The 21616-nt window shown below is 36.7% G+C and carries 18 protein-coding genes and 1 pseudogene; 4 read left to right on the forward strand and 15 right to left on the reverse strand.

Features of this window, described 5'->3' with window-relative positions:
* Positions 1-193: 193 nt before the first annotated feature.
* From ACFSTE_RS05255 to ACFSTE_RS05280, 6 genes are all read right to left on the reverse strand, one after another.
* Positions 194-1129 (reverse strand): leucine-rich repeat domain-containing protein, encoded by a 936-nt coding sequence (locus tag ACFSTE_RS05255; protein WP_378255595.1) that lies wholly within the window; start codon positions 1127-1129, stop codon positions 194-196.
* 480 nt (positions 1130-1609) lie between these two features.
* Entirely contained in the window at positions 1610-2521 is a 912-nt protein-coding gene (locus tag ACFSTE_RS05260; protein WP_378255593.1) for a hypothetical protein, read from the reverse strand.
* 228 nt (positions 2522-2749) lie between these two features.
* Entirely contained in the window at positions 2750-3178 is a 429-nt protein-coding gene (locus ACFSTE_RS05265; protein WP_378298018.1) for a hypothetical protein, read from the reverse strand.
* A 74-nt stretch (positions 3179-3252) separates the two neighbouring features.
* Entirely contained in the window at positions 3253-3666 is a 414-nt protein-coding gene (locus ACFSTE_RS05270; protein WP_378255589.1) for a hypothetical protein, read from the reverse strand.
* An 81-nt stretch (positions 3667-3747) separates the two neighbouring features.
* Entirely contained in the window at positions 3748-4254 is a 507-nt protein-coding gene (locus tag ACFSTE_RS05275; protein ID WP_378255587.1) for a hypothetical protein, read from the reverse strand.
* 207 nt (positions 4255-4461) lie between these two features.
* Entirely contained in the window at positions 4462-4686 is a 225-nt protein-coding gene (locus ACFSTE_RS05280) for a SymE family type I addiction module toxin (protein WP_378255585.1), read from the reverse strand.
* Between the two features lie 137 nt (positions 4687-4823).
* Between ACFSTE_RS05280 and ACFSTE_RS05285 the strand changes: the two genes are divergently transcribed.
* The 3 genes from ACFSTE_RS05285 to ACFSTE_RS05295 are packed head-to-tail and all read left to right on the forward strand — an operon-like array spanning position 4824 to position 7523.
* Entirely contained in the window at positions 4824-5033 is a 210-nt protein-coding gene (locus ACFSTE_RS05285) for a helix-turn-helix transcriptional regulator (protein ID WP_378255583.1), read from the forward strand.
* A gap of 4 nt (positions 5034-5037) precedes the next feature.
* Positions 5038-6897: an AAA family ATPase gene (locus ACFSTE_RS05290; RefSeq protein ID WP_378255581.1), complete on the forward strand. Its 1860-nt coding sequence runs from the start codon at positions 5038-5040 to the stop codon at positions 6895-6897.
* A complete protein-coding gene (locus ACFSTE_RS05295; RefSeq protein WP_378255579.1) occupies positions 6894-7523 on the forward strand; it encodes a retron system putative HNH endonuclease in 630 nt (209 codons plus the stop codon). The genes ACFSTE_RS05290 and ACFSTE_RS05295 overlap by 4 nt, the downstream gene beginning before the upstream one ends.
* A 67-nt stretch (positions 7524-7590) precedes the next feature.
* Here ACFSTE_RS05295 and ACFSTE_RS05300 read toward each other — a convergent pair.
* The 3 genes and pseudogenes from ACFSTE_RS05300 to ACFSTE_RS05310 all read right to left on the reverse strand — a co-directional run.
* A pseudogene (locus ACFSTE_RS05300) lies at positions 7591-7857 on the reverse strand (tyrosine-type recombinase/integrase); the annotation flags it as partial.
* A 237-nt stretch (positions 7858-8094) separates the two neighbouring features.
* A complete protein-coding gene (locus ACFSTE_RS05305; protein WP_378255575.1) occupies positions 8095-10032 on the reverse strand; it encodes a S9 family peptidase in 1938 nt (645 codons plus the stop codon).
* 8 nt (positions 10033-10040) lie between these two features.
* Positions 10041-13244 carry a VPS10 domain-containing protein gene (locus ACFSTE_RS05310; protein ID WP_378255573.1) on the reverse strand — a complete coding sequence of 1068 codons (3204 nt, stop codon included), beginning with the start codon at positions 13242-13244 and terminating at the stop codon, positions 10041-10043.
* 447 nt (positions 13245-13691) lie between these two features.
* Here ACFSTE_RS05310 and ACFSTE_RS05315 point away from each other — a divergent pair, with 447 nt between their 5' ends.
* Positions 13692-13928: a hypothetical protein gene (locus tag ACFSTE_RS05315; protein ID WP_378255571.1), complete on the forward strand. Its 237-nt coding sequence runs from the start codon at positions 13692-13694 to the stop codon at positions 13926-13928.
* On the opposite strand, the gene ACFSTE_RS05320 is transcribed toward ACFSTE_RS05315, so the two are convergent.
* From ACFSTE_RS05320 to ACFSTE_RS05345, 6 genes are all read right to left on the reverse strand, one after another.
* On the reverse strand, positions 13925-14272 hold the full coding sequence (locus ACFSTE_RS05320) for a hypothetical protein (protein ID WP_378255569.1): 348 nt from the start codon (positions 14270-14272) through the stop codon (positions 13925-13927). The genes ACFSTE_RS05315 and ACFSTE_RS05320 overlap by 4 nt on opposite strands.
* A gap of 204 nt (positions 14273-14476) precedes the next feature.
* Complete coding sequence (locus ACFSTE_RS05325; protein ID WP_378255567.1) at positions 14477-15313, reverse strand: DUF1853 family protein; 837 nt, start codon at positions 15311-15313, stop codon at positions 14477-14479.
* A 27-nt stretch (positions 15314-15340) separates the two neighbouring features.
* The gene (locus ACFSTE_RS05330) at positions 15341-17401 is read right to left on the reverse strand and encodes a hybrid sensor histidine kinase/response regulator (RefSeq protein WP_378255565.1); all 2061 of its coding nucleotides are present in this window, start codon (positions 17399-17401) and stop codon (positions 15341-15343) included.
* A 219-nt stretch (positions 17402-17620) separates the two neighbouring features.
* Positions 17621-18703 (reverse strand): hypothetical protein, encoded by a 1083-nt coding sequence (locus tag ACFSTE_RS05335; RefSeq protein WP_378255563.1) that lies wholly within the window; start codon positions 18701-18703, stop codon positions 17621-17623.
* Positions 18704-19022: 319 nt separating this feature from the next.
* Positions 19023-20030, reverse strand: coding sequence for a pirin family protein (locus ACFSTE_RS05340; RefSeq protein ID WP_378255561.1), 1008 nt, complete (start codon positions 20028-20030; stop codon positions 19023-19025).
* 5 nt (positions 20031-20035) lie between these two features.
* The gene (locus ACFSTE_RS05345; protein ID WP_378255559.1) at positions 20036-21523 is read right to left on the reverse strand and encodes a S10 family peptidase; all 1488 of its coding nucleotides are present in this window, start codon (positions 21521-21523) and stop codon (positions 20036-20038) included.
* Positions 21524-21616 lie beyond the last annotated feature (93 nt).

Consider the following 21616-nt stretch of genomic DNA (forward strand, 5'->3'; position numbering starts at 1 on the left):
GGTGTTAGCAAATGTTCTAGATTTTTAATGAGTCATTAAATTTCCTCTAAATTAGCGAGTTAATTGTTGTTAATCTCACTATTGAAAATCAATTGTTAAAATCCTTTTTAGCCTAAAAACAATAAATATTTTCATAAAATACTCTAATTTCAATATCGTTTATTTATTTCTAAAGGATATAAAGGCAAAAAAACTATTTAGCAAATACTATCCTACAATCAGGCAGCCATTCTTTTATATTTTCAATTTCCGATTTTGAAAAATTATTACCTGTTAAGTATAACTTTTTTAGTTTTTTTAATTTAGAAATAGACTTAGGTAACTTAGTTAATTTGTTATACATCAGATTCAATATTTCCAAATTAGATAAATTCTCAATTAAGAGAGGTATTTCTGATAGGTTATTATCACCCAATCCTAAACTCTTAAGTTTTTTTAAATTAGCTAAACACCTCGGGAAATATTCGAATTTATTATTACTTAAAATTAACTCTTCCAACCTTTCTAAGTTTGAGATTGAATTTGGCAAATCATATAATTTATTATTGCTTATATCCATATATTTAAGGTTTTTTATGTTATCTATAGCTTCGGGCAAATGAATTAATTCATTATAATCAAGAAACAACTCTTCTAAATTAGAAGAAATATGCTTTGGGATTAATAATTCTCGTATTTTATTTTGTGAAGCATAAAGCGTTTTTAAATTTTTTATTTCCCAAATTGAAAAATCCAACTTATTAAAAACATTTTCACTAATTCTTAATACTTTTAATTTTTCTAATGACTTTATTGAACTAGGTAATTTTGTAAGATAATTAGATTGTAATCCTAACGTCTCAAGATTTTTTAAAGAACCTATAGATTTGGGTAAGTTTTTTATTTTGTTAAAATTAAGGTGTAAATCTTGCAATTTGGATAGTTGGCATAAGGAATCGTTTATTTTCGAAATATCATTTTCATCAAGTTTTAAACTCAACAATTTTTTAAGTTGACCTATCGAATTGGGTAACTCTCTTAGTTTGTTTTTGTTTAAACTTAAATAAAACAACTTATTTAAATTACCTATAGTTTCGGGTAATTCAGATAAATTATTATTGTCTAAAGTTAAATATTGTAATTCTCTCAAACTTCCTATTGAATCTGGTAGTCTTTCAATTTTATTGTTATACAGTTCAAGAGTATGTATTTTTTTAAATTTAGAAATAGAATTTGGTATAGATGTAATTGTATCATCTACAAAAGTAAATTTCTTTTCCTCCCAAGAACCGTTTTTAATTTTTAACTCTATATCCTTAATAGACTCATAGTCATTTCTTAAATTTCGTTCATTTTTTTTAAAGACCTATTTTTACAGCTTACAAGAAATAAAAATGCGATTAAAATTATGTTAATTTTCATTATTAATATTTGCTAACGGTCTCGTATAAGAAACGTAGGGCAGGTAATAAGTGATACGTTTCGGATTGGTACTAAGCCAAATATAAATATTTTGCATTTATCATTTTTTGTAAACGCCAAATTTTATATTTGGCGACTTTGTAAATAAACACAGACCTTTGGGAAAGCCAAAACAGCCCTATGTTTTTTATACCTTGTTGTGCTTAGTTTATTTCATTTTTACACCAAATTCTTTTAATATTTCATCCCTTTTTTTCATAATTGAGACTTCGTCAACTTTATAATATTCGTCAGGATTACTTACTCCTGTTGTTAAACTCATATTTATAATTTCTTTCTGTTGTTTTGAATAAATAAAAGATGGTTCTTTTGGAATATGCATTCTTAATGAAGTAATTTCAGCTAATCCATAAAGATGAACTGAAAATCTTGATTCTCTTTTTTCTTCTGTAGCCAAGAATTCTCTATAATCTTCTAATATTCCATTGCTTAAGTAGTTTTTTGTTAAAAAACCGTCACCAATACATAAAATCATAGTTAAAGATTTAACTTTCATTAGAATTGTTTGTGGATAAATCATAGTTCTTAAATCAAAATTTTCATTTTTTGAAGTAAAAACATATAAACTAGAAGGAATACAAAAGCCTACACCATCTTGATATGCTTTTTGTACCATTTTAAAGTTATCACTCTCTATTATGTTCTTTGCAGTTTTAGTATATTCAGACTCTCCTAATTTCAAGTAATCATTATAAAATAGACCATAATAAATTTTAGATAGCCAAGTTGATATAAGCATTGTCAATGATTCATCAGGTCCATATCTCATTGATATTCCTGATTCTTCAGTTTTTAAATCAATATAAAGTTGTTTTGGATTGTCAAGTAATTCAATGATTCTATTTTCATATTCACTACCAAAACCGCTGTTACAAGAACTATGAGCTGGAACTTTTATTCTACTGTATTGGAAAGCTCCTTCTCCCTTTAATTCTACTTCTTTTATTCCTAATTTACCTAATAAGCTATTTGGGATTATATGCTCTAAAGTTTTTTTATCTTCTATTGGTTTAGAACAGAAGAAGCATATTTTTTTTATGTCTTCATGAATTTTAGTCATAATATCTGTTCTTTGTTTAGTAATTAAGCACAACGTTTAATATATGTGTCGTAGCAGAGCAAATTGTTACCTTGCTTTTCGATTTTTTTTGTGCATTGATTGCTAACTTTAACTTTCTGCAAGCATTGCACCTTACCAAAAATACAAGAACCAATTGATTGATCACTTAGTTGCTATGATCACATATATGTTGTTGTACACAGTTTTTTTAATTCTAACTAACATTAATCAGTCAGTATCAATAGAAGCAAAAAACGCATCGAGGTCATCATCTTCGTATTCATTCAGGATTATTTCTTGTTCTAATAATTTATCAATCATTTTTTTTAAATATCCACTGTAATTTACCTCAGACTCTTTGCTTATTTCTTCTCCATGAAAATTTGACTTGATATTCATCTTATTTTTTCCTAGAAAAGTAATTCTAATATGTGGTTCTTTGTCCAAACCATGCCATCTGTTTCTTGATAAAAGGAAAAACCATAGAGATTGACCAGCTCTTAATTCTTTATCAAGATTACAGTTTCTCATTTCTTTTATCAATCTAAGGGCATCATTTGTGAACGGGCGACTATCATCAGGATATTCTTGATAGAATTTCTCAATTAAATTCCAACTCTCAATAAAGTCCTCTTCAATTCGATTTTTATTTTTCAAAATGATTTTCGGTATTGTGTACAACGTTTTGGCTAAGCTGCGTTTTAATGCAGTTTAGGTGTTGTTGTACTCAGTTATGATTTTACAATAGGGTCTTTATATTCAGCTTTTAATTGAACTCTTGAATCGGTAAATTCTATAGCCTTTAAGTCATTTTTCAAACTCCAAAGTGTCTCAGTCATAAATTTATCTAAATCAGTAGGAATTTCCATTTTACTATCTTGAAATTGCTTTACTAAAACACTTAAATATTCTGCTATAGTAATCTGTCCATTAGCGTCAAGAAACATTTCTTGATACCAGTAATCCATTGTTGTCATTTTTATTTTTCCTTTTTCATCTTTTTCTAATATTGAAATTTGTTCAGAGTTAATCCAATTCCATTTTTTTATTCTTGAAAAATATTTGTCTTTGTGCTCATATGTTTCAATAAAGTCAAACTCAGGTATTGATTTATTCTTTTTAAATATGTTCTTAAATATTCCCATCTTGAATTCTAATTAGCAATTGAGTACAACGGTTTGGCTAAGCTGCGTTTTAATGCAGTTTAGGTTTTGTTAGCTATAGTTTTATGCTTCTCCATTAATATAAATTATATGAAAAGTATTTTTTCTTGTATCTATAATTGCTTGAAAAAAATCATCACCTCCATCATGTACTATCATATATTTAGTTTCTTCTCCATTATGATCAATCAACATTTCATCTTCTGATTCATTAAATCTGAAGCCAAATAAAAAATTTAAGTATATCTTTTTTGTTTTGTCTTTAATATCATAAAATCCAGCAATTTGAACACCATAATTACAAATATTTTTTTTCATTCTTTCAGTAGCTTTATTATTTGAAAGAATTTGAGTTTTAATAATTCTCATTATGTATGGTATTTCAGACTCATTTACATTTACTAATTGATACCTATCATAATCAATGTTGTCAATTATTCTTAGAGTTTCATTTTGTCCTGAAACAAAAGGATTTGAAAATTTAGTATCAATAATTTCAAAACTAAGCGAACAATCCTTTTTACAAGAAAAAAATACTAATAAGAATAAAATCAATACGTTTATTTTCATTTTTAATTATAGCTAACGTCTAGTATAAGGCAAGTAGGGCAGGAAAAGGAACTGACCTTTCGAGTTTGCACTAAGCCAAAACAAACGTTTTTACTTTTATATTTTCTTAAACGTCAAAACTTTGTTTTGGCGTGATTGCTAAAAGTACAAAACTTTCGGAAATCACCGAACGCCCTATTTGCTTTATACCTTGTTAGCGGTAGTTTTTCATTTTTTAGATTCATTTTCTTTTTGTAAGGTAATAGTTATTTTATTTTTTTTATGGCTTACAATTACAAATTGCCCACAATTAAATCCTATTTCTTTAAGCCATTTTCCACTTAATTTTATTTCTGGAAAGGTAACATACCTATTATAGTCTCTTCGGAACGCTTTTGAGATCACTTTTAATCGTCTTTCCCCCTTTTTTGTAATTTTCTTTTTTTGCGTCATGACTATTATTTATTGCTATAAAAATACAATAAATAGTGTTTAAAACAAAATTAATATGCATGAAAATATAATAAATTGTGATTTTGGCACAATTTTAGAACTCTTATATTTACACCAGAAGTCAATAAATTAACATTGTGGCGAAACAAAACTTAAATAGAATCAAATCTGTTCTTGCGGAAAAGAATACTAATAATAAGGAGTTAGCAAGTCATTTAGGGAAAACAGAATCTACTGTTTCAAGATGGTGTACTAATGAAGTTCAACCTTCAGTTGAAACCTTATTTGAAATTTCAAAATTTTTAAAAGTTGATATTCGAGAGTTATTGATTTCTACAGAGAAATGACTAAATGAAAATACAGAAAATACATATAAAAAACTTTAGAAGCATTAAGGATGAATCTTTCGATTTGTCAAATGATATTAATGTATTGGTAGGTGTAAATGGAGCTGGTAAGTCAACAGTTCTAGATGCTTTAGCTACTTCATTATCTTGGTTAGTAAATCGAATTCAAAGAGTTAATGCCTCTGGTCAAAGAATTTCTGATTCTGATATCAGAATAGGAACTAAATATTCTAGTATTCAGATTCTTGTAGAAGAAAAAGAAATGAATTTTGATTGGACATTGGTTAAGTCCGCTTTAGGTACAACAAGTAACGAGAAATCTGATTTAGTAGGAGCAACTGATTTAGCACATTATTTTCAAGATAAACTCTCTAGTGAATCGACTTTACCAGTAGTCGTATATTATCCTGTTGATAGAATAGTAAATAATATTGCTCCTGAAATCTCAGGTAAGGAGGGCATGTATATTCTAGATGTATATGAAAATTCGCTCGGCGGTAAAACAAACTATCAATCTTTTTTTGAATGGTTTAGACTTCAAGATGATATTCTAAATGAAAGAGTTGGATCTAGGCAGAAGTGGATTATAAGAAATAAAACTTGGGTTAAAAGAAAGACAAGAAGACTTCTAAGAGATATTGAAAATTTATCCGTTGATGACGAAATGGATAAAAGCGAGTTTAAATACTTTTTAAATCGGTTTCAAAAAGATGATTCTATTTATGAAGAGCCTAGATATCTATTTCGTGAGTTAGGAGAATTATTGCATTTATCTGGTCGTAGAATAAAAGGAAGACATCCAATAGATAGAATTCTTCATGATATCGAATATCTTCTCCATAAAATGGGAGCTTTAACCGAATCAAGAAAAGATGATTTAATTGATCCAAGAGCATTTCCTACATCAGCTATTGAAAAGATTTTTCATCAATTAGAAGAGTTCTTTTATGAAGAAGAGTCGAGAGATATTCAAAAACAAGTTGTAAGATTCGTTTGGGATGCCTTATCCTTTGCAATTTTACTGAGCTTGTGGTGGATGAGTAATAAAGGAAAAGAGGAAATTGAAAGAGTTTTCCGAGAGTTTAATCCAATACGAATAAAAGATAAAGAGAAGTTACATAAAGTAGCTTTTGATCTAATAGAATCTATAAATAATATTGTCTCTAATGATGCTGAAAGACAAGATAGAGCAACAAGAAGTGAAGGACGTGAATTAAAGTATGTAACTCATGCTATCGAGGAATTCGTACCTAATTATAGCAATATACGAGTTAAGAGATTACCTAGACCTCACATGCTTGTTGATAAGGAAGGAGTTACAATAAATTTGGATCAGCTTTCGGACGGTGAAAAGAATCTTATTGCTCTTGTAGGGGATATAGCAAGAAGGTTAGCGATAGCAAATCCAGGAAATGTAAATCCCTTAGAAGGAGATGGTATCATATTGATTGATGAGATCGACCTTCATTTGCATCCAAGTTGGCAGAGAATAATGATTCCAAAATTGACGAAATTATTCCCGAATTGTCAGTTCGTATTTTCAACTCATTCTCCTCAAGTATTAAGTCATGTTCAACCAGAGAAAATCTTTCTTTTAGAAAATATTAAAAATGAATTGTCCTACAGTAAAGCAATGGATTCCTATGGTAAAAATACGGATAGAATTCTAGAAGATTTGTTAAATGTGGATGCAAGACCTAAGAAAATTAAAAATGAAATTCATCAATTATTTAAATTGATTCAGGAAGGGCAATTGAAAGAGGCTAAAACTAAGTTAAATAAATTAACCAATCAAATTGGTGTTGATTCTGAATTAACTAAGGCTGAAGTACTAATAAAGAGAAGAGAAATTATTGGTAAATGAAGCATATTATAAAGAGTTCCGAACCTCAAGAATTTAAAGATTGGAAGAGTTTGGAAAATGAAAATTGGAAGCCTACTTATAATGATCTTCAAAATCCCGAGAAGCAAAAAGTATATAATTCATTGTTAAGTGAGCAAGGATATATCTGTTGTTATTGTGAAAGAAAACTTATTAAGAGTGATTATCATATAGAGCATTTCAAACCTCAAGAAGATAACAAATTTCCTGAATTACAGTTAGAATACGGAAATATGCTATGTTCTTGTCAAAGAAATGTTGGTAAGGGGGAGCCACTACATTGTGGGAATTCTAAAGGGAATTGGTTTGATGAAAGATTAGTATCTCCCTTAGATGATGATTGTGAAACGAAATTCAAATATACATTTGACGGACATATTATTCCAGCAGATAGAAAAGACAAATTTGTTGATATAACAATTCAAAAGTTGGAATTAAATATTGATAAACTTATTGATATGAGAAATAAAGTAATTGAACCATTTCTTGATCCTGAATTGACTGAAAAAGAATTAAGTGATTTTGTGACAGCATACCTTGTTGATAAAAGTAATAATGGAGGGAAGTTTAATCAATTTTATACAACGATTCAATACTTATTCACTTAGTAGTTGCTCTTAAGGTTACGTAATTACCGCTAACAATTGGATATGTGTACCGGTACACATATTTCCATTATATTTTTCCCAAATCTAACGGATTTCTAATTGATTTAAAATTATTTAGAGCAACTTGTGTGTAAATTTTGGTTGTTTTTGTGCTACTATGTCCCAACAGAGTTTGAATGTATCTAATATCTGTTCCGTCTTCTAAAAGATGAGTGGCAAAAGAATGCCTTAACATTTGCGGGGTTATTTTTCGTAAGATACCGGACTTTGCACTAGCCCTTCTAACAATTTTTGCTACCTGAGGCTCTTTCAAATTAATTAGGAAACAAAACGTTCCAAACAGCTGTAGGGGATCATAAATATTTGTTAAATACGATAGAGGAGTCCCTCATAAAGAAGTTCGACGGAGCGATACATACGATGTTTTATCACATGCTGTATAGCATCGCCATGCTTATTAGAAAAGAGGGGATAACAGCGTTTAGAGAGGAATTGCTATGAGAGAATAATAAAAAAACAGGCGGTAGCATTTATACTATCGCCCGTTTTTAGGAGAATTAATTCTGTGGTATTACCTACTTGCTTCAGTATGCTGAGCCGTTGTATCTGGCGTAGCCTTTAGATAGGTGTCCAGAAACGTTTTAATACGTTTATAAGCCTTGATCTGGTTTTCTTTTTTGACAAAACCATGTCCTTCATCTTCGAATAATACATATTCTACCGGAATGCCATTTTTCTTTACTCCTTCGACAATTTCATCGGATTCGATCTTAAGTACTCTCGGGTCTTTGGCTCCCTGTAATACCATTAATGGTTTCTTTACATGCTGTGTATGGAATAAAGGGGAAATCTTTTTGAGACGAACAGAATCTGCCGTATTGGGATCTCCCATTTCTGTATATAATGCCTGTTTAAAAGATTCCCACCAGGGAGGAATACTTTTTAAGGTACGTAGCCAATTGGTTACCCCGTAAATATTAACTCCCACTTCGAACTCATTAGGGGCATAGGTCAGCGCTGCCATGGTCATATATCCTCCATAGGACCCTCCGATGATTCCAATCTTACCGGCATCGATTTGTGCTTGCTGTGCCAGCCAGTTTTTTCCGGCGATGCAGTCTTTCAGATCTTTGTCGCCATGGTTTCTGTCATCCATTTTAAAAAAGCTCTTTCCATAACCGCTGCTTCCCCGGTTGTTCACCGCTAAGATGGCATAGCCGTGATTGACCAGGTACTGGATTGCAGATCTGAACCCTTGTCTGGATTGCCCTCCGGGACCTCCGTGTACCCATACCAGTGCAGGAACCTTTTGTGTAGCAGATGCCTGCTTGGGCAGGTAGTAAATTGCAGGGATTTCCAACCCGTCGAAAGATGGAAAACGAACCACCTGAGAAGCAACCAGGTCGTCTGCATTGATGTCTTTGTTTAACACATCTGTAAGCTGATGGTGCTTTTTGGCAGCGATGTCATAGCTGTATACATTGGTAGGAGTATTAGAGCCAGAAATATTGAGTAGTGCCATGGATTCATCCCGGGAGAAACGCGCAGAATTAATGCTCTTATTCTTAATCGCCGGAAACTCGATTGGCTGGTTGCTACTCACTTCGATTACTTCCATATGGGTTTTGGCATCTTCATTGGTAAACAATACCTGGTATTTTCCGTTTCGGGTAAAATAAAAAGCCGTAATATCCCAATCCTTAGCCAGTACTTTTTCTTTTTTTCCTGTAGCCAGTTCGTATTTCATCAGGTATTTGAATTCAGCATCGTGATCCGTGGTATAGTAGAAATACTTCCCGTCGGGAGAGAAATCCTGTGCCCCATTGGCACTTAGTGTATCATTGATCTGTACCTTTTTATTGGTTTGTGTATCCACCACATACAGGTTATTGTCATTGGTATTGATGGCTTTTCTGAGAACGACATAGCGACGATCGTCGGACATCCCCGAGAAATCCATCCCGTCTTCATTCTTATAGATCATTTTAGAGGAGAAATCCGATACCTGCATCTCATAGTGGTCCATGAATTTAGCATCCCTTTCATTACTGCCGTAGAAAAAACTCTTTCCGTCTTTTGCCCAACCTCTAAAAAGTGCTCTGACATTTTTTTCGGGGGTTAGTCGCTTGATCCCCGCACTGTCTTTGACAAACAGCTTGAAGATTTCATCCCCGTTTCCATCCATACGGAATAAGATTCTGTCGTCATTCGGGAAATAGGAAATCCCGAAAACAGAGGCACTGTCCGATTGGGTGACTGGTGTAAATTCCCCTCCGCTGGCGGCCGTGGTGTACATATTATAAATACCAGATCGGTTACTGGTCATTAATACCTTGGATTTGTCCTTGGAAAATCCATTGGCAAAGGCATTTTCATTGTCCATAAACTGCTCGATGGAATACTGAGCAATTTTGACAGGTTCAGGAGTGCTTTCTGCTTTTTTTTCGGCTTCCTGTTTACAGGATGCCAGCGCGAGGAAGCACAGACTATATAAAACGTGCGTTTTCATATGAATTGTTATTTGAGTTGGAATGATTTAATTTCTTTAAAAGGAGAGAGCGTTATTGCTTCCATACTTTTTTGATAAGGTCCCCAGCTGTCTGTAAAGAAGGTATTGGTCTTCGTCAATGCAGTTGATAAGGCATCTTTGGCTTGTTGTATCAGCTGTCGTTCTGTAGCAGTGATACCACTTTTTCTGCTGCCGGTATACCAGCTGGCAGTTCCGATACGCTGCATGACGGAAACCTCCGGGTTCCGGGTGATTCCCTGACGTTTATCTTCTTTTCCGATATATAAAGCAATGAGGGAATCAATGGCTTTACTGGTTTCCTGGGCAGCTTTGATCTGCTCCTTGTACTTCGTTTTATCTTCTTTTTGAAGCTTTTGCTGAAACGTAGTGGCAATTTCTTTGCTCTCCACAAGTTGTCTCACAGCGTCTGCTGCCAGTTGTGTCAATTGCTCGACTTCCTTTGCAGCGGTATATACTGCTGCTGTATGTGCTGCCGAGTTGGGAATTCTGGGGTCATTTTTGACGGTGATCTGTGTTGTTGATTGCTGATCTCCATAGGTCAGTACCACCTTGTAGGTACCGGGTTTCACCGTTACCCCTCCGGGCTCTCGTTTGTTTTTTCTGATTTTTCGGGAAGGGCGATCCACTCCCTTTTCATTGAGATACCAAGTTATTTGATGAATTCCTGAAGAATCCGGTGTTTTTTGTTTCAGCGTCCGGATAAGTCGATCCTGATCATAGAACTGTACCGTAAGACTGTCCCAGGTAATTTTATTTTTTTCAGCTGCTTCGCTTTCTGCCGCAGTTTCAGTTTCCTTTTTGGCTGTTTTTTTCTCTTTCTTTTGTACCTGAAGGTAGTAGGGGATATGAGCCCCTCTGGCTCTGTTGGTTCCGTTATAAAGGGCATCTCCTCCGAATCGGCTTCCTGTGGGTTGCTGATAAGCAGCTAGGTAGGAAGTAGCGGGTTGGAATGCATGGATTTTTTGTGCCAGTACCCGATTGTTTTTGGCAATAGCACGTAGCGGGCGAATATTGTCTAGTACCCAGGCAGCTCTACCAAAAGTTCCAATAATCAAATCGTGCTCTCTGGGGTGAATCACCAAATCTTTTACCGATACAGTTGGGAACCCCCGGGTCCATTTGGTCCAGGAATTTCCGGCATCCAGAGAGATGTATAAGCCATCGTCCGTACCGAGAAACAATAAGTTGCTTTCGACAGGATCTTCTACGATGCTCAGGGCATAGCTTTGTGTATCTCCTGTCGCGACAATGCGCTGCCAGCTTTTTCCAAAATCCGTGGTTCTGTAGGCATAAGGAGTATAATTAAATCTGCGGTAGTCATTAGCCACCAGCAAGGCTTCTCCTTTATTTTTATTAGAGGCTTTGATCTGAGCAATCCAGCTTCCTTCAGGGAGTCCTTTAATGTTTTTAGAGACATCATTCCAGTGTGTACCTCCATCCTGACTCAGGTGTACCCGACCGTCATCCGTACCGACCCATAAGAGATTTTTTTCGATAGGAGAGGGCTCGATCACTAAAATAGTACAATGGTTTTCTGCTCCGGTAGCATCCATGGTAAGCCCTCCGCTTTCGGATTGTTTTTGTTTTTCCGGATTATTGGTGGTAAGATCCGGAGAAATCAGGGTCCAGGTAAGTCCTTTGTCGGTACTTTTATGTACGAACTGGCTACCAAAATAAATGGTACTATTATCAAAAGGATCGATATTAATAGCCGCATTCCAGTTGAATCGCAATACTACCGTCGGATCAGGGTGCGTAGGGCGAACAGTATAGTTGTTTCCGGTTTGCCAGTCATAACGGCTGACGAACCCTTGCTGACTCATCGACCACCCATATCGGGAATCATCTTTATCCGGAATGACATCAAAACCGTCTCCGAATGAGATTTCCTGCCAGTAAGAATTGCGGATTCCCTGTGCTTTCCATACATATGCAGGACCTCTCCAGCTTCCGTTGTCCTGCATACCTCCATAAACATTATAGGGGAATTCATTATCTACATTAATGTGATAAAACTGAGCCACCGGGAGATTGCCGATAAAGCGCCAGCTTTTTCCGCGATCCCGGGTTATGTTTAGACCTCCGTCATTCCCATCGATCATAAAACTCCCGTCATCAGGATGGATCCACCAGGCATGGTGATCCGGGTGTACCCCGTTAGATACTCCGTAAGCAGGCATGAGTTGCTCAAAGTTTTTTCCGCCGTCTTCCGAGACATTTACATAGGTGAATATGGTATATAATCTGTTTTCATTTTGTGGATCTACGTAGATCTCCGAATAATAGAAAGGGCGATTTCCTATACCGTTTTTATCATTGACTTTTGTCCAGTGAAATCCCCCGTCTGTTGATTTATATAAGGCATTCTTTTTGGCTTCTATCAAGGCATAGATGATTTCCGGATTACTGGGAGCAATGGCGATCCCGATTCTTCCCAGAGGTCCTTCGGGTAAGCCGTCCGTTGCTGTTTTTTCTTGCCAGGTAGCTCCTCCGTCATGTGTAATAAACAATCCGGAACCTGCTCCTCCTGATTTAAAAAACCAGGGATCTCGCTTGTGTTCCCACAAGGCAGCGATTAATTTATTGGGATTGCTGGGGTCCATTACCAAATCAGCAGCTCCGGTTTTTAGGTTTCCGGATAGAATTTTCTTCCAGGTGGCTCCTCCGTCAGTCGTCTTATAAACGCCGCGTTCTTCATGCGCCCCCCAGGGAGATCCGATAGCAGCGACATAAACCACATCCGGATTGGTCGGGTCTATAATAACCCGATGAATGTGTCGTGTTTTCTCCAACCCCATAAGTTTCCAGTGTTTTCCCCCGTCTAAAGAACGATAGATTCCATATCCCCCATTCAGGCTGTTTCTGGGGTTTCCTTCTCCGGTACCTACCCAGATGACCGAAGGGTTGGATTGCTGGATAGCTACAGCTCCAATGGATGCCGTGGCTTCTTTTTCAAAAATAGGAACCCAGGTAGTTCCTCCCGAGGTGGATTTCCACAATCCCCCGGATGCAGTACCCGCATAGATAATATCGGGATTTGTTGTTACAACATCTATGGCAGTTACCCGTCCACTCATTCCTCCGGGACCAATATTTCTGGGAGTCATTTCCCGTAAAATGTCCATAGAGAATTCCTGAGAAACTAAGGAAGTTGTACAAAACAATAGTAATAAAAAGCGTATGTTTTTCATCGATAAGTACTAAATGATAATTGATATATAGCATAAAGTAACTAAATTGAAAATGAAATATTCTTAAACTGATGTTAATGAAAGTGACAGGGGAGAAATAATCCCTGAACAGTCTGATAAATATATGTTTATCTCCTGGGGTAATTGTCAGGATGCTTTTTGATCTTCATAAGAATTCTAAGGAACAGGATTAAGATGTACGGGAAGGGAAGTATATCATTATTGCAGAGACTCCTTGCTTAGAGCGATGAGGAAGAATTCATCTTCCGATTACTAATGATTAGCTTGATGGAGCGTCATACAGACGTATGCAATCTTAGTATCGTATGATTCGTCTTGCAGAGTATATTTTTTATGCATCTAAGCACTTGGAGTTTCCCCTGAATGCGTATATTCGATATGACTTCAGGCATTGATCCCGAAGTAGTTTTCAAAAAGTAATTATATATGAAATTTATAGAACTCACGTTACAAAATCACACCATTCTACACGGATTTGATGCCAGAAATCAAGAGATTACCGAAGCGGTAGCGGTAGAAACCCCTTCAAAGAAACTGGTCGCTGTTGATCGTATCTTATCTGTTAGCGAGCGTTTTATCCTGATTAAGTATGCATATGACCGCATTATTTATTGGGAATACTTAGACGGTTATGAAGAAGTCCTAAAAAAACTATCTTCCTAAAGCGGGTTGTTTTTACTATCTCTGACTGAAATAAGCGCAAAGTTCTTGTTGACTTTAATGGTATAAAAATGTCCGGTTTTTACATTAAACATTTTCCACCGGAATCCATAACTGGTTTCGAATATAGGAGAGCGGGCTACCTTTCTCAGGTCTATCTCTTCGATATTTTCTACGATCTGATTCGCCATTACATCCAATCCACGGGCTTTTTCTTCTTCGGGAGAAAGTTTTCTTTCTTCCTGAATAACAGTAGAAGCACAGGTGTCAGAGGGAACAGCGATGGCAGTAATTGTTGGAGTTAATAGGCTGGTAGCCAATAGCAATGGGAGTAGGTGCGTTTTCATAGGTTATAGCATTGTGATTATTCCTTAGAGGATAATCGGTTAATATTGACCAGAACAGTCATAATAATGCTATTATGTATACGAATCGTAAAAGTAGGGATATACAAAACTACAAAGGATTCTTGCTGTTTTCTTGTTTTTTTATGTTAAAAATGTATTAAAAATTAATGATTTTATTGAGTTAATTGATTTATTTTTAACAAGTTAGTAAGGAAACCACCATGCAATAAATAGTTTGGCAGGAGGGGTATTGGGTCTTTTGATCCAGACCATAGGTGCTTTTTGTTGGTCTATCTGGGCTTGTATTAACTCCTTGGCGATTTGATAGGAATACCAAGGGGTCTGGGCAGTGGGCTGACAGATCCAGTCTTTTTTTGAGGGAATATAATAGCTAGCATGGTGATAGGCTACTGATAGAAATGTAGAATAGGAAATCCAATGTCCCTGAATAGCATCAGGGTGTATATAAGGAGAAGAATAAGAAGGAGCAGATAAGGGAGGGAATAGCTGTGCAAAATAACAAACTTGTTGCCGGATCATGGAAGGGTCAATCCCCAGGGAAATGAAGTGACTCCTGGTTTCTTCTTTGTATAGCAGGGGTAATTGTTTCTGTAGCAGTTTTTCTGTTTTTTCTAACAAGGCATCTTTTCTGTTGGGACCGATCCAGTTGGCTAAGGGATGCGAATGCCTGACAGTCGTATCATAAATATAGAATTTATAGACCAATTCTACATGAAGAACCGTATCTGTATGTGTATCCAGGAGGAGAAAGTCGAGTTCTCCAATGGTAATTTTTTGACGAAATACCTGTATGTTTTTGGCAATGAGGGTATAATGGGGGTGGCAGCTGATATAATATTCGAAGAGCTGTTCTACCCGCTTTCCTAGTACTTCATTAGGGGGAATTACCAACGTAGTCGCAGTGGGTGGAGGGTAGGTAGCAGGTAAAGGGGAAAAGTCAAATAATGCAAAATCAAAGGGAACCTCTTTGGTGAATAAACAAGGGCTGGACAGAAAATCCCTAAAGTAGTGTTGAAGCATTATATCCATGGTTAGCCATCAAAACTACTAAAAATATTTTCGAATGATTGGCTTTAGAATCTTATGATCGATGGGTTTGGATACGAAATCGTCACAGCCGGCTTCCATGGCTCTTTGGATATCTTCTACTGTAGAGTAGGCAGTCTGGGCGATAATAGGAAGGTCAGGACGAATTCTTTTGATCATTTTGGTGGCATCATAGCCATCCATTACCGGCATTTTAATATCCATCAATACCAAATGGATGTTGTCATTTTCGCGACAAATATCGACAGCTTCCTTCCCGTTTTTAGCTCTGTGTATTAAAAAATTACAATGTTTCATCTTGGTGAGCAATGTTTTGAGTAACAGAAAATTAATATCCCCGTCTTCTGCAATGAGAATAATATGCCGGTCGGGTTTTGCATCAATAATATGAGTATTCTCTGCATGGAATTGTTTCACTCCGGGAAGTAAGGGGGTGTGTGGCAGGGTAATAGTAAATATGGAACCTTCTCCTACCTTAGAAGAGAACGAAATTGTTCCTTTCATGAGCTGTACGTTTTTTTGAGCAATGGATAACCCTAGCCCCAATCCTCCAAATCGCTTGGATACTTCTTTTTCTACCTGAGAAAAATTTTGAAATATAATTTCCTGATCTCCCGGTTCCACACCAATTCCTGTATCCTGAATACTGATGATTAATTGCTCCTTTTCGACCTTGGAAAAGATCGTAATGGTTCCTTCTTCTGTAAACTTGATAGCATTATCCAATAAGTCATTCAGGGTTTTAATCAATTTGGCCTTATCGATTAATATTTTATCCTCATCATTTCGCAATTTATTCTCCAGCAGGAGTTGGATGTTTTTTTGATGGGCTTTGTGATTAAAAACAGAAAATAAGGACATGAGTATATGAGAAAGATTGGTTTCTTCCTTCATGATTTTGACCTGTTTGGTTTCCAGGCGTGAAAGTTCCAGAATATCATCAATGATATTCATGAGTTGCTTGCTGCAGTTCGAGATCACCTTGATGCATTTTTCTTTTTCGGCAGTTGTTAGCTGTGGATCACTGAGAAACTGAGAAAAACCGATAATCCCATTCATCGGGGTGCGTACCTCATGAGAGATGTTATTGATAAAGGCTGTTTTGAGATGATTGCTCTCCTCGGCAACTTCTTTGGCGTGTTGCAACTCCTTGGTTTTTTGCTTGATTTTGAATTTGAGATAGAAATTGATGAGTAATATAGAGATAAGCAGGCTGGAAATAGCAACGGACAGTATGACCCAAAAGATATTCTTCTTATAGAAAGGTTTTACAATCTTATACAGCCAGTTGTCTACAATTTCTTGCTTTTCCTGATAGCTAATACTTTTTGAAGCTTTGGATATAATTGCATTTAACAGGGGATTCCCCTTATTGACGGCAATTCCGGGAGCATAGCTATGATCCATCTGAGAGATCACCTTGGTTTTGTCCAGATTATTAGCCTTGGTCAGGTAGTGTACTACTGCTTTTGGACCAATAAAGAGGTCGTAGTTTCCTTCCTGTATCTGACGCAGGCAGCTCAGGTCATCCGGAAATGTGGTCACATCGAGATATGGGTAGTTTCTGCGAATGTGATCTTCTATGGAAAACTCATCCGGAACAATGATTTTCTTGTCTTTCAGATCTTCCAGGGTAGTTCCCTCCGGAATGTCGTCACGACCAATCAGGACAAAAGGAGAGCGAAACAACTCTTCGGTAAAACGAAGGTATTTCATTCGTCCCTTGGTTTTTTGCATTTCCAGAACCACCTCTATTTTTTGATCTTTGACATCTTCCATCAGTGCTGTCCAGCTGGTATAGGGGACTTTATCAAAAGTATATCCCAGTTTGTCTTCTATGTGTTCCAGGTATTCGATAAGAATTCCTTCGACATCTCCATGGTCATTGATAAATTGATAAGGAGGATAATACGGAAACAGTGCTATTTTTATAGAATCATTGGTGTGCAGCCAGTTCGCTTCTTCTTTTGTAAGGACTTGTTCTTTGGAGCATGAGACAACACCTCCCAATAGCGCAATGAGAATAAGGAGGGGTAGGAAAAGTGATTTTCTAGGTGCCATGCGGTATCATTTGGGATATGAATGATCAAAAGTTACGGTGCTTCCATAAAGATACTACATTTTGAGGTGTTTTTATATTAAAAACACTGAAAACCAGTAAATAATGAATGAGAGTCGTATTTTTCATAAAAGTATCGTATTGGTAGTAAGTGGTCTTTGAAAAGGCAGATTGATAGAACGAATCGAATAGATTACAAAATGGATTTCTCTAAAATAAAATCAGGTTTTATGCATTATTTTTTTTCGTATGGGAGGTTGATGAACGGATAAGTAACCACTAAATACCTTCCCGTATATCCAATCGGTTTTGTCAGGTGTTTTTTTATAAATCACATAGACCCAAAAACCAGGTTTGTTGTCGATGTACTTTACTTCATGACTGAGTATACTTTTAATGGTTACTTGCTTTCCATACGGAACTTTAGCGATGATAGCATTATCATAAGGGTCTCGTATATGCAAGGTACTGGCGGTTACAAATCGCAGTGGAGGTGTCATAAGATACGCTACATTCTGAACCTCTTTTAGGTCGATGTATTGTATGCTGCTTTGATCTTCAAATTTAATTTGAGCTAAATACCGGGTACGGTTGTCTTCTTTTATACGTTTGATCGTACGTAGGTAGGCAAAACGAGGAGCATCATCATAGGGAGTTAAGATCTCGTAATCGTTGCGGTTGTACGTGTTGTAAATCCGTAAGGTATCTTGTACAGGTCTAAGTGCATATGAATAGGGAGAAGCAGTAAATAAAGGTAAGGGAGCAGGAAAATCCGTTACCGGGAAATTAGCTTTACTAAGCAGGATATCCATTTTTAGTAAGTCTTCCTGATAGGCAGTAGGCGAAGGAAAACAACCCATTCCATATCCATTGTAATTTCCGTTTCTGTAATGGACTTCAAGTTCTCCTGAATCCTGGTATCGCAGATAGGATCTTTTATAGATGTATATAGGGTCCACCTTCGTAAAAGCGTTATATCCTCCCTGCTCGAACCCTTTTATCCCGGTTACAGTAAATGTTTGATCATCGATGGCATATCCTATTTCCGTAGCACCATAAAAACTATCATATGCCTCACTGGGATTATACCACTTGTTTCGGACTACCCGCAGAAGCTGTTGTTTTTTATAAAATAGTTTAATCGTATCAAATTTTTCGATCAGGAAATACTCCATGTGATCATGAGGCTTATAATACGATGCCTCTGTCTCTTTTTTGGCTGATTGCTCTGTAACAAAATTAAAAGGGTTATCACAATTATTACAGGAATAGAAAGAAAGCGTGAAAGTGCCCCAAGATAACACGTAAAGATGTTTTAAAATTGATTTCATAGCAAAAAATAGGAAAAGAAATGTACGTCGATACTGTAATTGAATGAACACGTCATAATGAATGTTTTTTGGTTATGTCAGGTATGCGAATAAATACAGAGTAGATGAATCGCAGTCGAGCATTTCATCACAATAGATGTATCATGCCAATTATGTATGTTATAGCGGAGTAAAATGTTACCGTTCGTGAATAAAATCATATACCGAAGACAGGAGACACAAAGGGGAGAAAAACAATACGCACTAAACGTTTCTTTTTAGTGCGTATCTATATTAATTATGTTAGAAAGAGTTACTTTATTTCTATGGTACCATCGGCAAATTGTGCAAATCGTCCTTTCTCCCGATCGTGTACATGCTCATAAGTAGCCCAGGGCCATCCTCCGTATTGTGTTTGCTGGTAATCAGCCATTGCCTGTCTGATTTCTTCCATGGTATTCATCACAAAGGGACCATGCTTGGCTACAGGTTCGTCAATTGGTTTTCCCTGTAACAATAATAGTTTTGCTTTTGTATTCCCATTCGTGATGGTCAATGAGTTTACCGGATTGGTAATAATACGATGGTCAACCGGAATTTCATACCCTTCGCTATGGAGTGTATCTCCTTCATAAAAATAAAGAGATCTGTTTACACCTTCAGTCGCTATAGGGAATGTGTAGCTACTGTTAGCTTCCATGTGTATTGTCCATATTGCCACTTCATTATCAGCATCTGCGCCCCAGGAATCTGGTGGGGGAGCAGGGGCTGTTTCCTGCATGGAACCGGCATACATTTTTAGGAATACCTGTTTCCCGTTTTCATCTGTTACGACTTGCTCAGGAATGGTTTCATTCCACAGCATCTTGAAATGCGGAGTCACCATTTTATGCGCTTTGGGCAGGTTCAGCCATATCTGAAATAACAGAAATGGATTGACCGTATCCTGATTGAGTAAAGGGAACATCTCTGCATGTAAGATACCTTTTCCTGCGGTCATCCATTGGGCATCACCATTTCCGAATCGCCCGGCAGCTCCTAAGGAATCGGAATGATCTACCAATCCTTTCTGGACAATAGTTACGGTTTCAAAACCTCGGTGCGGATGTGCCGGAAATCCCGGTACTTTACTACCGTGATACATTCTCCATCCATCTTTTTTTTCAAAATCCTGACCGATAATTCGTCCTTCCAGAGAGACAGCGGGACCTAATTCCTGATTTCCTTCTGGGTACCTGTCTTCGTGATAGGCACAGAATAAAAAAGGATCGCTGGTCTCCCACGGAAACCCTAATGGTTTAATTTTTAATATACTGTTCATAATGACTAATATTTTGATCCTATATGGATATTAGTCGTAGAAGTTTCTATAAAATTTCTCAGGTCTTCATTGGCCTGAATCAGGTCTTCATTCCTCAGATACATCATATGACCGCTACGATATCCTTTGAAGTGTAACCGGTCGGTTAGTTTCCCGTTAATGTTTAATTGCCACATGATATATTTGGCATTAAAGTAGGTGGTGGCTCCATCGTAATATCCGGATTGGATAAGGGTATGCAGGTTGGGGTTTTTAGCCATGGCTGCACGAAGGCTTTTTCCACTGTTGTTCCGGGTTCTGTCCCAGGGATGTACCGGACCAAACATATTATAACTGAGGTCTGTTTTGAAATTGAGCTGCTCGCGGATATAGTAATTAATAGCCGGCGTAAAAGCATGAAGCCAGGAGGTGAGCTCGCTGTTGTAATCCGGAGAATCTCCTGCTTCTTTGATATCCATTCCTTTGTATCTGGAATCGAGCCGACCAATAGTGTACCCTTCCCGGTTACGAAGTAGTTCTTTCCAGAAAAAACGTTTGGGAACCTCCAGGTTGTGTTGTTCAATAAGGTGCTCCGACAAGCCGGAGTAATACGCCATTTTTTTGATGACTTCCTTTTTGGTAGCAGGATCCAGAGATCCTCCTCTGGCGATGGCAGGAAGTAATTGATTGATGGTGTAGTTTTCTACTTCGGGGAGTAAAGCCGTGAGATCTTTTTGCTGTAAGGCAAGAGGGAGTGCTTTGTGATACCAGGCTGCAGCAGTGTAATAAGGCAGTCGGTTGGCAGTCTCTACAGCTCCGTCGAATTGAAAGCCTATTTCTGTAGGGGATACCAGAATAACTCCGTTGAGGTACATCCAGTGCTTGTTTTGTAATGCGCCTGCCAAACCAGATACCCGGGTGGTTCCGTAACTTTCTCCTATCAGATACTTGGGTGATTTCCATCGGTTATATCGGGTGACAAACGTATTGACCCATCCCGCCAGATATTCAATATCTGCATTGACGCCAAAAAATAAAGCGTTGTCGGGCATTTTTCCTTCCTGATCAGGGAGCATTCTGGAATACCCCGTATTGACCGGATTGACGAATACAATATCAGCAACATCTAAGATGGAATTAGGATTAGGCTTGATACCATACGGTTGTACCGGAAATCCTTCTTCATCAATTTTTAAAATTTGAGGACCGGTATAGGCAATATGCATCCATACGGAAGCAGAGCCAGGTCCTCCATTAAAAGAGATGAGCAAGGGTCTGTTTTCATCATTTTTAATATCGCTTCGTTTGTAATAGGTATAAAATAAGGAAGCGATAGGGGTTCCTTTTTTATCCCATACGGGTTGGAATCCTGTAATGGCTGTGTAAGGGAACTGGGTTCCTTTTACGGTCAGAGTATGTGTACTTACGACAGTCGTATCTACAGGAACATGTATTTCCTGAGAAAACAGGGAAATGCTGATACAGCTGAGTAAGAGTGCTAATTTATTTTTCATACTGCTTTGATTTTAATACCATTTATTATTTGAATTTACCGGAACAAAATGTTCTTTTTCTGCTCGGTTTCAGCATAAAAATAGACCGTAGCC

Origin of the sequence: Aquimarina hainanensis (assembly GCF_042684685.1) — a bacterium.
Classification (GTDB): Bacteria; Bacteroidota; Bacteroidia; order Flavobacteriales; family Flavobacteriaceae; genus Aquimarina; species Aquimarina hainanensis.

Coding starts and splice junctions, on each gene's coding strand:
- ACFSTE_RS05325 (WP_378255567.1), bottom strand. CDS start 15,313: ATGCTTCAACACTACTTTAGGGATTTTCTGTCCAGCCCTTGTTTATTC.
- ACFSTE_RS05345 (WP_378255559.1), bottom strand. CDS start 21,523: ATGAAAAATAAATTAGCACTCTTACTCAGCTGTATCAGCATTTCCCTG.
- ACFSTE_RS05270 (WP_378255589.1), bottom strand. CDS start 3,666: ATGGGAATATTTAAGAACATATTTAAAAAGAATAAATCAATACCTGAG.
- ACFSTE_RS05295 (WP_378255579.1), top strand. CDS start 6,894: ATGAAGCATATTATAAAGAGTTCCGAACCTCAAGAATTTAAAGATTGG.
- ACFSTE_RS05280 (WP_378255585.1), bottom strand. CDS start 4,686: ATGACGCAAAAAAAGAAAATTACAAAAAAGGGGGAAAGACGATTAAAA.
- ACFSTE_RS05260 (WP_378255593.1), bottom strand. CDS start 2,521: ATGACTAAAATTCATGAAGACATAAAAAAAATATGCTTCTTCTGTTCT.
- ACFSTE_RS05310 (WP_378255573.1), bottom strand. CDS start 13,244: ATGAAAAACATACGCTTTTTATTACTATTGTTTTGTACAACTTCCTTA.
- ACFSTE_RS05315 (WP_378255571.1), top strand. CDS start 13,692: ATGAAATTTATAGAACTCACGTTACAAAATCACACCATTCTACACGGA.
- ACFSTE_RS05290 (WP_378255581.1), top strand. CDS start 5,038: ATGAAAATACAGAAAATACATATAAAAAACTTTAGAAGCATTAAGGAT.
- ACFSTE_RS05340 (WP_378255561.1), bottom strand. CDS start 20,030: ATGAACAGTATATTAAAAATTAAACCATTAGGGTTTCCGTGGGAGACC.
- ACFSTE_RS05275 (WP_378255587.1), bottom strand. CDS start 4,254: ATGAAAATAAACGTATTGATTTTATTCTTATTAGTATTTTTTTCTTGT.
- ACFSTE_RS05320 (WP_378255569.1), bottom strand. CDS start 14,272: ATGAAAACGCACCTACTCCCATTGCTATTGGCTACCAGCCTATTAACT.
- ACFSTE_RS05330 (WP_378255565.1), bottom strand. CDS start 17,401: ATGGCACCTAGAAAATCACTTTTCCTACCCCTCCTTATTCTCATTGCG.
- ACFSTE_RS05305 (WP_378255575.1), bottom strand. CDS start 10,032: ATGAAAACGCACGTTTTATATAGTCTGTGCTTCCTCGCGCTGGCATCC.